The sequence below is a fragment of the Sandaracinaceae bacterium genome (genome assembly GCA_016706685.1).
Lineage (GTDB): Bacteria > Myxococcota_A > Polyangia > Polyangiales > Houyiibacteriaceae > JADJJE01.
This window is the reverse complement of the sequence record JADJJE010000049.1, coordinates 1-10,811: the sequence shown is the minus strand read 5'-3', so window position 1 is coordinate 10,811 and position 10,811 is coordinate 1. Positions and strand designations below refer to the sequence as shown.

Sequence of the window (10,811 nt, the reverse complement as noted above, 5' to 3'; positions counted from 1 at the left end):
GACCACGTCTTGGGCCGCGCGGATCTGCTCGCGCCCGAAGCCGCGGACGAGCCGATAGTCGGGCGCGGGCTCGTGCACCGACACCCAGTCGGTGAACGGCGGCCCCTGGCGCGACAGGACGTGCAGCCTCCGCGAGGCGTCGAACACCAGCGCGCGCACACCCTGGAACCCGTGCGGTGCGTTCGGCGAGGGCACCTGGATGTCCTGTCGGAGCTCGGTCATGCAGGCGCTCATGGGCTCACCGCTGTCGCGCGCCACGAGACCACCATCGGCCTCGGCGTCGGCGGGCTGGACCTGCGCGTCACGCGGCGAAGGCCGCACATCGGCGCGCGCCCCGGGCCCACCATCGAGTGTGTCCAGCGGGGCGCCCCCATCGCCGGGCTCGCCGGGAGCGGTCACGACGGACTGCGCGCACGCGACCTGAGCCACCAACAGCAGCATCGTCAGGCGACCGCGGGCGGCGGTGTACTGGAGCAGACGCCGCATGGCCTAGGCCCCCCTCGATGAGCGCGCGCCGGCGCCCCGGGCGCGACGCTCGCGACGCGCGACCCACCCGAGCACCAGCGCGCGAGCGTGGGCCCGGAGCGCGCCGCCGGTGGTGGTGCAGCCGAGGCCGTCGTCCTCGTCCACCACCACGAACCCCGAGCCGTCGGCCGGGAAGCAGGGCTGGTTGGCGGCGCCGATGGGGTAGATGGCGCACAGGCCCGCCATGTCGTCGTCGGCCAGCGAGCTTGATGGTCTCGCAGGGCGGCGCGCTGGCGTACATGGTGGCGTCTTCGTACGCAGGCCGATCGGCGGGTGGTCCAGGCCCAGCACGTGACCCACCTCGTGCGTGAGCGTGTTGCGCAGGTCCATCCGGCCTACCGCCGGCGCGCAGGCCTTGCCGTCCACGAAGAACTCGAAGTGCTGATCGTTGAGCTCGATGTCGGCGTCCTTGATCTGGCCGCGATCGTCGAAGGTCGTGGTGGTGAGCGCGATGATCGCCCGGTCATAGTCCCAGCCGCTGGCCACGAAGGTCACGACGTTCTCGAAGGGACCGGCGTCGGGGGCCTCGGCCACTTCACGTCGCCGCGGACCTCGGCCAGCACGAAGCCGGATCCGAGCACGGTACGTGTGTCCACGTCTGGAAGGAGGCCTTGATGGTCGCGCGCGTGGCGGCCTTGTTGGCGATGTCCCCGGTGAGGTCGCTGTCCAGCACCCAGCTCACCTGGCGCGCGCGCCACGTCAGCGAAGGCCCGCTGGTGATGGCCGTCCGCGTGCATTTGTAGGCCCACGCGGCGGGCGCAGGCGCCACCAAGGCCAGCACGATCAAGCTCCGCCACATGCTCACGTAGACCTCCGCGGGCGCCGACCCCAGGCCAGCAGCGCCACGCTCAGCACCCATACCGCCAGGTCCGTCGGCTGGGTCAGCGAGCGGCCTCGCCCGCGGTCGTGGGCGGCACGCTGGCCCCGGCGTCGACGGCGTCGACCGGGCACGGCGTGACCGAGGGCTCGACCCACACCGCGCGGCTGGCCGCGGCCGGATCGTCGACGACGAGGTCGAGAGGCCCTCGCGGCGCATCCAGCACCACCCGATCCTGCAGGCGCAGCCGCACCACCGCGTCGGTCAAACGCCCGTCCTCGTCGCGCCAGCGCGCTCCACCCGCTGCGGCGCGTCCACCTCCAGCACCCACGCCGCGTCCGGGCAGGCCAGTCCGAGCGCACCGAGCACGGGCGCGGGCCGCGGGTGCCGGGGTACAGCGCGACCAGGCCCTCGGCGTCGTCGGTCGTGGGCGCACGCCGCGCCTCCTCGAGCGCGATGGTGGGCGCCATGACCGCGCCCAGGATCCGCGCGCTGGCGCGCCGGCAGCCCGTCGAGCTCGAAGCACGAAGGATACGTGGCCCCGCGATCGCCGCAGGTGTGGGGCCAGCCCGAGCGCGTGACCGGCCTCGTGCACGAGCACGCTCACCAGATCGTAGCGACCGCTGCCTCGCCGAGCGGCACGCCGTCGGCGCCCAGCAGGATCTCCCGCCCGCGTGAGGGTTGCGGTGCCCACCACATAGGAGCGCAGCGTGATCGCCAAGGCGTCGCTGACCTCGCCGGGGCGCGCCTCGCGCACCACGATGCTCGCGGCGGTGCTGGTGGGCGCCGCAGTCCAGCTCGAGCCCGGCACCGCCGTCCAGGCATCGAAGGCCGCGCGCGTGGCCGCGCCGAGGCCGGGCAAGGCCGCGCTGCGCTCGACGAGGTAGTGCTGGGTGGGCGCTGGCCAGCGTGGGCTGCCCGGCGACGGGCGTGAGCTCGAAGGCCACCGCAGGGCCGGTGGCGAGCAGGGACGTCAGCAGTGGAGCCGCGAGCGCCCGCGCCCGGCAGGTGCGGTGCGCGCGAGCATCGAGTCACTTGCCGGTGGGGGCGACGGGCGACGCGGGCGCGGCCGGCGCGGCGGGCACGGCGGGCGCTTGCGGGGCCGCGGGCGCGGCCGGCGCAGCGGCCTGGGCGCGCAAGGCGAGGATCTGGGTGCGCAGCTCGAGGTAACGGCTTCTCGTAGGCGTCTCGTGACCAGCGACGCGCAGCACGCCGTCATTGCCGGGCCGCGCGAACGCGATCCCATCCCAGGTGGGCGTGGCGATGAGGCGCCCGGCGGAGTCGGTGCGCATCGAGAAGCGGCCCTGGTTCATGCCGATGACGGCGAAGCTGGTGGGCACCTTGCCGTCGGGGCGCAGGAACAGCAGCACCTCTTCGCCGAGCTTCAGGTCCGGCGTACCGGCGACCTTCATGCCGACCTCGCCGACCTCACCGCCCAGCGTGCGCACGCGGATCTCGCGACCCAACGGCGCGACCGAGTACACCGACTCCACCACCTCGAGCACGGTCGTGGTGTAGATGCGCTTACGCTCATCGTCCCAGACGGCGCTGCGATCGAGCACGCGCGCACGCACGATGGCGGTGGACTCGGTGGCGAGCTCCGCGAGCGACAGCGGGACCATGATGGTGGCCGACGCGGGCCCGGCGATCCCGAGGGCGAGGAGCGCAGCCGTGACTGCGGGGGACGAGCGCAACATCCGTCGAGCATACCGCCGTGCGGTTGACCTCGTCACGCCTTCGCGCGAAGCCGGGTCCGTGACGCGGCTCAAGCGGCTCCGCTCGCTCCTCGGGCTCGACGAGGCCGAGTGGGCCTGGATCACGCGGGGCTGGGACCGCCACACCGCCGCGATCCTCACCGTGTCGGCGGTGGTCCTGACCGTCTTCCGGGCCTACGGCTCGCCCGCGGCCTTCCAGCGCTTCCAGTGGGGACTCGGTAACCACCCGCGGTTCTTGGTGTTCGCCGACCTCTGGTGGTTCGCCAGCGCGGCCGTGCTGCTGGGCCTCGTCCCGCTGGCCACGCTGGCATGGCTGTCTCGGGGCGAGGCGTCGGCGGCGCGTGGACCTGATGGCGGGCCGCCGATCCCCGAGACCTCGCCGAGCCAAGCCGGCATGACCGCCCCGCACTTCGGCCTCGGCCTGGGTCTGGGCGACCGGCGGTACGGGCTCAAGGGCAGCGCTGTGCTCCTGGCGGTGATGCTCCCGGTGATCTTCGTGGCCAGCCGCGACTCGTCCTTCTACCGCTACTACCCGATCTCGGACTGGCTCGGGGACAAGGCCGTCGACTACGCCACCAGCGGCCAGCCCAGCGACTGGCTGGTGTGGCTGGTCGTGTACGAGCTGGCCTACGCCGTGTACTTCCTGGGCTGGGAGTACTTCTTCCGCGGCTTCCTGACGCTGGGACTCCACGCGCGCCTGGGGATCCTGGGCATCTTCGTGGGCAACATCCCGTTCGCCCTCATGCACGCCAACAAGCCCTTCGCCGAGGCGCTGGGGTCCGTCGTCGCCGGGCTCGCGCTGGGCGTGTTCGCGCTGCGCGCGCGGTCGTTCTGGTACGCATGGGCCGTCCACGTGGTGGCCGCGCTGTCGATGGACCTGCTGGCCCTCGAGCGTCGGATCTCGCTGGGTGGGTGCGGGAGGCGCAGTCGATTTCCGCCCCGTCTTCGTGGCGTGGATGGACGGGTGCGGTCCGGCTCTGCCGGCCGCGGGACCCGTCCTGGCTCCACACGAATTCGCCACGTCCTCGTGGCGTGGATGGACGGGTGCGGTCCGGCTTTGCCGGCCGCGGGACCCGTCCTGGTTCCACTCGAATTCGCCACGTCCGCGTGGCGTGGATGGACGGGTGCGGTCCGGCTTTGCCGGCCGCGGGACCCGTCCTGGCTCCACAAGCCCCCCCCCCCCGCCCCCGCCCCCCCCCCCCCCCCGCGCCCCGGCCCCCGGCCCCGCCCCCCCCCGGGGCGGGGGCGGGCGGCGGCGCCGCGCAATGTGCTTGACAGCGCGAACAGATTTCTCTAACCCTCCTCCCGTGTCGGCGCGGGCTTGCGCGTGGTGGTTGGCCTCGGCGTCACCGCGGCTACCCTGACGGCAGCTGTACCCACTGATGCTCTTGCGGCCTCCGTTCACGGCGCGGCTGTCATCGATGGGGCGGTGAAAATCGAAGAGGACCGCTTCAAGTCCCCGCAGGACTGGGACAAGACCATCCGGTTCTTCCGGAGCGTCTACGGTCGCCAGCCGGGGATTGTGTGGCGGAGTGTTGCATCGACACCGAAGGTGAAGGCGATCCATATCGCCAACACGCGGAGGGGTCAGGCTGGGAAGGCATCAACATCTATCAGGTCAACAACGGGGTCTTTATCTACGTGATCAAGGCCGAGGCGCAGACCCGATGAAGTTCGAGATATCCCAAATAAAGCTTTGACAAGGCAGACATAGATAGTTACTGGGGCATCGTCTAATTGGCAGGACAGCAGATTCTGACTCTGTTTATCGAGGTTCAAATCCTTGTGCCCCAATCAGTGAGATCCGACGGTCAGACGTCGGAAAATGGCATCGGCCCCATCGTCTAGCGGTTCAGGACGGCGGCCTCTCACGCCGCAGACCGGAGTTCGAGTCTCCGTGGGGTCATCCGGGATCCGAAGGCCCCGGCGCTCTCAGGAGTGCCGGGGCCTTCTGCTTAAGGCCCGAGCGCGCGGATCGTGGCGCGCGGGTGGGGCATGGACGTGGTCTCTCCGCGACGGACTGCTCGTTCGCTCCGGCGGATCGCCGACCAACTGCACAATCTACACCCCGTGTCTGGACGCCTGCAGATACACGACTACGGTAGGCCCATGGCCAAGCTCGGCGACCTCCTCCAGAAGCTGCGCGGCAGCCCTCGACCCACCACACGCATGCTGCTGCCCTTGGTGGCGGTGGCCGTGTTCACCTTCGACACGCTGCTCGGCCACGGCGGCTGCGTGGAGATCGAGCCCGGCGAGGCAGCGGTCATCTACAACAACACCGGCGTGTCCCTCCTCGGCCCCCCCGGCGCGGTGGTCCTCGACCAGGGCATCAAGACGTTTATCCCCGGCCTGCAGACGGTAGAAGCTGGAGCGTCGGCCGCAGATCTTGGTCATGGCCGACGACAACGTGGGCCGTGGGCGCCGCGGCAGCTCGGCTCCCGAAGACGATCGCACCGGCCAGCTCACCAAGAAGCTGACCGTGCGCGCCAGCGACGGCTCCAACTTCTACTTCGACCGCATGGAGGTGCACTACCAGGTCATCCCCAGCGCGGCGGTGCGTGTGCTGGAGAGCTCGGGGCCCGGTGACGCCTTCAAGAACGATCTGGTGGCCACCCACGCCCGCGAGATCCTGCGCGACGAGTTCGGCCGCAACAGCTTCATCGAGGTGGCCAACCCCACCACCTACGGCGCGGCCACCATCGAGGCGCGCCGCCGTCTGAACCTCCGTCTCGAGCCCACGGCCTGGAGGTCACCAGATCGTGACGCCCAAGCCCAAGTTCGAGGCGCGTGGAGGAAGGCCATCAGAGCATCGTCAGGGCGCCGAGCAGGAGATCGAGGTGCAGGCCGAGAAGCGCCGCAAGCTGGAGCTGGAGTCGGGCCTCAAGGTGCAGGCCATCGAGCAAGAGAAGAACGCCGAGTACCAGACCTTGCGCCGACCTCGGAGGCCCAGAAGAAGGGCGCCGAGAACAAGCTGCTGGCCGTGCAGCGTGAGGCCGGCAAGTACTTCATCGAGCGCGACGCCTCGGGCCGCGCGTACCGCGACGAGAAGGTCACGCGCGCCGGCCAACGAGGTGGCGTACCGCAAGGAGGCCGGTGTGGTGGCGCGCGTCAGCGCCAGTCCGCGCGCAGGGGCCCGACGTGCTGAACTCGGTGATCGCCGAGCACGTGTTCCCGCAGCTGCAGCGGGTGCGCGCCACGCCGGTGGTGCCCATGAGCACGCCGCTGGACCTGCGCTACATCAGCGGTGGTCGCCCCGGCGCCGTCTCAGCCCCCGCCGCGCCCGCGGCCCCCGCCGGAGGTCAGTGAGTTATGTTCATGTGCGTTTTGTAGATCGTCTTGGTTGTGTATCTGGCCATTTGGATCTTGCCCAAGTTCCTGCTCACGCGGGTGGAGCCCTGGGAGATCGGCGTGCGCCAGTCGCTCCCTGGGTGGCATCAGCGAGGAGGACTTCGGCCTCGGCTATCACCTCTCGGTGATCGGCCTGCACAAGTTCCACCACCTGCCCCGCACCATCCGCTACCTCGACTACAACGACGGCCCGGCCGCCGAGGCCCCCGCGCTGGAGGTGCGCACCAAGGAGAACAACGTCCTGTTCGTGGACGTGACGGTGCCTTGGCGCATCAAGGACGGCAGCGCGTGGCGCATCATCCGCGAGGGCTTCGCAGACAGCTACGCCGACAAGGTCCGCTCACCGCCACCGGCGTGCTGCTGGAAGGCATCGCCGCTATGAGCAACACCGACGTGCAGCAGGCCGACCAGCGCCAGAAGACCGCCGCCGACATCCTGCCCAAGCTCAACGCCGCGCTCGAGCAGTACCACGTGGTGGCCGAGCAGGTGGTCATCCGCTCCATCCGCTTCCGCGATGAGTACGAGCAGAAGCTGCAGAACAAGCAGTACTCCGTGGTGCAGGGCAAGCTGGACGAGGCCAAGCGGCAGGGAGTCGGTGGGCGTGCAGGAGACCGACACCTTCGAGCAAGGCATCCAGAAGGACATCAACCTCAAGCGCGAGGGTGGAACGCCAAGATCGAGGCGCTCAAGACGCAGTACGAGGTGCAGATCGCCGAGATCCAGTCGCGCGCCCTGCAGTACGACCGCAAGCGCCGCGCCGAGGCCGACGCCTTCTATACCGCCTCGGAGGCCGAGGGCGACCTGGCCGAGGCCAAGGCGGAGGCGCTGGGCACGCGGCTGAAGACCTCGGCGCTGGCCACCCCGGCCGGCCGGGTCTACGCGGCCATCAAGGCGGCCGAGGCCTTTAAACTGGGCGAGGTGGGCTGAACTCCCTCGATCCGGCGTTCCTCCAGAAGTTCGGGTCGATGCGGGTGTGGCGCCTGTTCTTCTTGGGGGTAGAGTAGCGCCGCGATGTTGTTCCGGCTCCTGGTCTGGCGATCGTCATCGGCCTGGGCATCATGTCTCTGCGCCGCTGGTCAAGAAGATGGCGGCGGCGCGCTGGGCGAGCTGAGCGCCGGTGAAGGGTAGCCGAGCTGGTGGCGCAGGCCAGGCCAGCAACTCAAGACGCTGACCGAGGCCCTGCGCATCCGCGCTGAGGTCCACAGATCTTGGCCGACGACAAGGCCCACGCCGAGACCGCGGCCGAGCTGGGCGCGCAGATCGATCGCGCGCTCGCGCAGCTGTCGCGACAGCACCGCGCTGGAGCGGATCGGGCGAGCCCTGGGTGCGCTGGACCTCAACGCGCTGGCCGAGGCCGAGCGCCGGGCCAGCGAAGCCTGTCCGCAGGCGCAGCCCCCGGGCGCGCGCCGAGGCGCAGCGCACGCTGGGCGCGATGCAGCTACAGCGCACGCAGCTCGAGCAGCTGGGCAAAGCGGCGTCGCGAGCTGGAGTCGGGCGGCGCGCAGATCATCCTGGATCTCCAGAACCTGCACCTGGCGCTGCTGGACGCGGCCTCCTCGCGCGAGGGTATCGGGTCAGACGCCGTGCGCGCGCTGCGTGATCGCCTGGGCGAGGCCACCCGCGATGTCGCGCTGGCCGCAAGCCGGGGGGCCGGGATCTCGCGGGCCATGGCGGCCGAGCGCAGCGACGATGCAGGTGGCCAGGACGCAGGGCGGCGCCCGCTGCCAGGCGCGGGGCGGGTCGGTCCAGGACGCGCGATCAGCCCGAGAACACCAGCGCGCGCGTCTCGCTGAACAAGTATGCCAGCAAGAAGATAGCGCCGGCGTCGCCAGGCGTGCGGCGCACCGTCTCGTCGATGGTGTGGTGGCGCGATAGCTCGCGCGACAGCGTGCCGAGCCGCTCGTCGAGCGCCAGAGCCCGGGTCCACGGCTCGAAGTCCGAGGCCACCGCGTAGTACGAGACGCGGCGCGAGGCGGCCCACTGGCGCAGCTCCTCGGGCGTCTTGGCGCGGCGGGCGGCCTCGATGAGCAAGCCGGCCGCGCTGGGCGCCGCAGTGGGCACCTCGCGCGGGACCGGCGAGGGCGTCGAAGGCGCGCCGCCGCGCCGCGTGCACCGTCATCACCGAGCGCTCGGTCCAGACCCTGGCCCACAGGCGCTCGGCGCGGCAGACGGCGGCGCTCGGCCACCAGCTCGAGCAGCAGCCGCCCAGTCAGGATCGCATCGCGGAACAGCGCGCCGAGCTCCTGCGAGTCCAGCAGGCCCCCCGCCGCCAGCAGCTCCGGCAGCTGGTGGCCCGGGTACTTCGAGTCCACGCTGGCGATCGCCCTCCACGAGCCGGATGGTGCGGCGCGAGGTGCGCGGCTCCACCGGGTCCATGATCATCGGGCTGCCGGTGGCGCGCGCGGGCCAGCTCGGCCAGCAGCGCCAAGAGGCTGGTGTTGGCCAGGTCGCCCACGTGCGTCACCGCGCGCAGCGTCGCGCCCTCCTCGGCCAGGCCCTCGATCCCCGCCAGCGCCGCGAAGCGATCGGCGTCGAGCCACGACGTGCGTGTTCGCGCCACCAGCCGCGGCCGCGAGCTCGCGCTGCGCCACACGTGCGCCAGGTGCGCCAGGTTCTCCGGCGCGCTCGATGTCGCCGTCAAAGCCAGCGTGAGATACAACAGCGCGGCCTCCAGCGCGGCGGGCACCGAGGGGCCAGGGCGGCGTGTCCACATCAGCTCGAACTCGTTGGTGACGTGGTCCCACTGCATGTCCTGGCGCGCCACGATGGGCACCGGCTCGTACGAGGGCGCGCCCAGCGGCAGCGCGCGGCCGGCGTGGCTCACCACGCGGCGCGGCGCCACCACTCGCGCCGGCGGCAACGGATCCTGGCACCCACCAGCGCGTGGAACGCCTGGCGCACGTCCTCGGGCGTTCGCGGCGTCTGATCACCGGCACCCGCCAGCACCTCGGCCAGCGCGCGCGGCCTCCGCCGGGCCGGCACGCAGCTCGGGGTCGGTGGAGAGCGGGCGTAGCACCAGCGAGTCCACGCTGCGCGGCAGCGACGGCTCGTGGGGACCGAGGAGCGCCACGCGCTCGGCGCTCGGAGGAGCCGCGCGTGGCCGGGTAGCTGCCGCCCTCGAAGGGACGTCGGCCGGTCAGCGCGCGGTACAAGAGCACACCCACCGCGAACAGATCGGCCTGGGTCGAGGCGGCCGCCCTCGGGCGACAACATCGGCTGAGACAGGTCGAGCGCCACGTAGACCATCGCGCCATCGACCTTCACGTCGCCGCGATCCGTCCTCGCACCACGTCCGCGTCCAGCGCGCCGTGCGCCCGCCCCTCGGCATGGACGACGGTGAGCGCGGTGAGGACCTCGGCCGCCAGGTGCAGCGACAGCCACGGCGGCGAGCGCCCGCGACCGTGCGCGGCTCCACCGCATCGAGCAGCGCCGCCAGCGAGTGTCCCCCGCACCACTCTCGCAGTAGTGCGCGTCGGGCGCGGCGGCCAGCTCCAGCGAGCGCACCAGCGTGGGGTGGCGCACCAGCGAGGCACAGGTGAGGGCCTCGGTGATGCGCTCGAGATCAGGGCGCCGCGCGGTGAGCCGCGGATCGATCCGATCCACGCTCACGGCCTGGCCGGTGATGGCGCGCGTGCCGGTACGTCTCCACCCCGGGCCGACCGCCGAGGCGCGCGGAGGCCGTACAGCCCCCACCTGACCGAGTATATCCCCTCGCCTGGCATCGCCGGTGAATCGGCCTCGCCGCCGAGACCTCGAACGCGCCTACGGCTGATACAGAGGCGCAAAGGGATCATCTGCACCTACCAGGTCCTTCAGCGTAGCGGCCGCGCGCAACCCCGTGACATCGATGGAGAGGCCGGGCAGCCGGTGCTTGGTGGCGATGTACGCGCCGGTGTCGAGCTTCACCCAGTCGTCCCAGCTCACGCGGATACCGGACACCGGGAACACGGTGGTCCACATGCGCCACGCGATGGAGGCCAATCGCGCGCGTCCAGGATCCACAGGTAACGATCACCCGGCGTCACGCCGCCCTTGCTGTACGAGACCAGCAAGCCGACCTTGCCATCGGTGTCGTCGCCGGTGAGCGTGATCTTCTCGCGCGAGACGCCGTCATCGAACAGCTTCACCAGCGGGTTGAGCCAGAACAGGTCGTTGGCCCAGGCGGCCCAGCCGTAGGCCAGCGCGGCCGTGAGCTCCTCGCCGGTGACGGGCTAGCCGTCCTTCCACGCCTTACCTTGGCGGGTGGTGAGTCGACCATCACCGAGGTGTCCGTGTGCAGCACCCGCACCGGCATACGCTGGCGGTCCCACAGGAGCGTGTTGCGGTCGGCGAGCGTCCACTCGACGGCGCCCGTCTTGGCCCAGGCCTCGGCGTCGATGGCGCCCTCGATGGCGTGCGCGAGCGCG

16 protein-coding genes and 2 tRNA genes are annotated in these 10,811 nt (G+C 71.3%); 8 read left to right on the top strand and 10 right to left on the bottom strand.

Annotated elements, in window-relative coordinates; translation table 11 throughout:
• The 4 genes from IPI43_30080 to IPI43_30065 form a co-directional block, all read right to left on the bottom strand.
• On the bottom strand, nt 1-486 hold a 486-nt coding region (locus tag IPI43_30080), incomplete at its 3' end, for a hypothetical protein (protein MBK7778309.1).
• 3 nt (nt 487-489) lie between these two features.
• On the bottom strand, nt 490-1,059 hold the full coding sequence (locus tag IPI43_30075) for a hypothetical protein (protein ID MBK7778308.1): 570 nt from the start codon (nt 1,057-1,059) through the stop codon (nt 490-492).
• Between the two features lies 1 nt (nt 1,060).
• Complete coding sequence (locus IPI43_30070; GenBank protein MBK7778307.1) at nt 1,061-1,384, bottom strand: hypothetical protein; 324 nt, start codon at nt 1,382-1,384, stop codon at nt 1,061-1,063.
• 22 nt (nt 1,385-1,406) lie between these two features.
• A complete protein-coding gene (locus tag IPI43_30065) occupies nt 1,407-1,610 on the bottom strand; it encodes a hypothetical protein (protein MBK7778306.1) in 204 nt (67 codons plus the stop codon).
• A gap of 442 nt (nt 1,611-2,052) precedes the next feature.
• Between IPI43_30065 and IPI43_30060 the strand changes: the two genes are divergently transcribed.
• Complete coding sequence (locus IPI43_30060) at nt 2,053-2,229, top strand: hypothetical protein (GenBank protein ID MBK7778305.1); 177 nt, start codon at nt 2,053-2,055, stop codon at nt 2,227-2,229.
• A gap of 144 nt (nt 2,230-2,373) precedes the next feature.
• On the opposite strand, the gene IPI43_30055 is transcribed toward IPI43_30060, so the two are convergent.
• On the bottom strand, nt 2,374-3,039 hold the full coding sequence (locus tag IPI43_30055; GenBank protein ID MBK7778304.1) for a hypothetical protein: 666 nt from the start codon (nt 3,037-3,039) through the stop codon (nt 2,374-2,376).
• 58 nt (nt 3,040-3,097) lie between these two features.
• Between IPI43_30055 and IPI43_30050 the strand changes: the two genes are divergently transcribed.
• The 3 genes from IPI43_30050 to IPI43_30040 all read left to right on the top strand — a co-directional run bounded on the left by IPI43_30050 (nt 3,098) and on the right by IPI43_30040 (nt 4,963).
• A complete protein-coding gene (locus IPI43_30050) occupies nt 3,098-4,354 on the top strand; it encodes a CPBP family intramembrane metalloprotease (GenBank protein ID MBK7778303.1) in 1,257 nt (418 codons plus the stop codon).
• A gap of 425 nt (nt 4,355-4,779) precedes the next feature.
• Nucleotides 4,780-4,851, top strand: a tRNA-Gln gene (locus tag IPI43_30045).
• A gap of 39 nt (nt 4,852-4,890) precedes the next feature.
• Nucleotides 4,891-4,963: transfer RNA gene (locus tag IPI43_30040), tRNA-Glu, on the top strand.
• A 155-nt stretch (nt 4,964-5,118) separates the two neighbouring features.
• On the opposite strand, the gene IPI43_30035 is transcribed toward IPI43_30040, so the two are convergent.
• Nucleotides 5,119-5,451, bottom strand: coding sequence for a hypothetical protein (locus IPI43_30035; GenBank protein ID MBK7778302.1), 333 nt, complete (start codon nt 5,449-5,451; stop codon nt 5,119-5,121).
• On the opposite strand from IPI43_30035, the gene IPI43_30030 reads away from it, so the two are divergent.
• The 4 genes from IPI43_30030 to IPI43_30015 all read left to right on the top strand — a co-directional run bounded on the left by IPI43_30030 (nt 5,450) and on the right by IPI43_30015 (nt 7,332).
• Complete coding sequence (locus IPI43_30030) at nt 5,450-6,202, top strand: hypothetical protein (protein ID MBK7778301.1); 753 nt, start codon at nt 5,450-5,452, stop codon at nt 6,200-6,202. The two genes, IPI43_30035 and IPI43_30030, sit on opposite strands and share 2 nt — an antisense overlap.
• Complete coding sequence (locus IPI43_30025) at nt 6,196-6,363, top strand: hypothetical protein (protein ID MBK7778300.1); 168 nt, start codon at nt 6,196-6,198, stop codon at nt 6,361-6,363. Before IPI43_30030 ends, IPI43_30025 begins: the two co-directional genes overlap by 7 nt.
• Nucleotides 6,364-6,529: 166 nt before the next feature.
• Entirely contained in the window at nt 6,530-6,787 is a 258-nt protein-coding gene (locus tag IPI43_30020; GenBank protein MBK7778299.1) for a hypothetical protein, read from the top strand.
• Nucleotides 6,784-7,332 (top strand): hypothetical protein, encoded by a 549-nt coding sequence (locus IPI43_30015; GenBank protein MBK7778298.1) that lies wholly within the window; start codon nt 6,784-6,786, stop codon nt 7,330-7,332. The genes IPI43_30020 and IPI43_30015 overlap by 4 nt, the downstream gene beginning before the upstream one ends.
• Before the next feature lie 831 nt (nt 7,333-8,163).
• Here IPI43_30015 and IPI43_30010 read toward each other — a convergent pair.
• From IPI43_30010 to IPI43_29995, 4 genes are all read right to left on the bottom strand, one after another.
• On the bottom strand, nt 8,164-8,466 hold the full coding sequence (locus IPI43_30010) for a hypothetical protein (protein MBK7778297.1): 303 nt from the start codon (nt 8,464-8,466) through the stop codon (nt 8,164-8,166).
• Between the two features lie 148 nt (nt 8,467-8,614).
• A complete protein-coding gene (locus IPI43_30005) occupies nt 8,615-9,265 on the bottom strand; it encodes a hypothetical protein (protein ID MBK7778296.1) in 651 nt (216 codons plus the stop codon).
• Nucleotides 9,266-9,665: 400 nt separating this feature from the next.
• On the bottom strand, nt 9,666-9,857 hold the full coding sequence (locus IPI43_30000) for a hypothetical protein (GenBank protein ID MBK7778295.1): 192 nt from the start codon (nt 9,855-9,857) through the stop codon (nt 9,666-9,668).
• A gap of 310 nt (nt 9,858-10,167) precedes the next feature.
• On the bottom strand, nt 10,168-10,386 hold the full coding sequence (locus IPI43_29995) for a hypothetical protein (protein MBK7778294.1): 219 nt from the start codon (nt 10,384-10,386) through the stop codon (nt 10,168-10,170).
• Nucleotides 10,387-10,811: the final 425 nt, after the last annotated feature.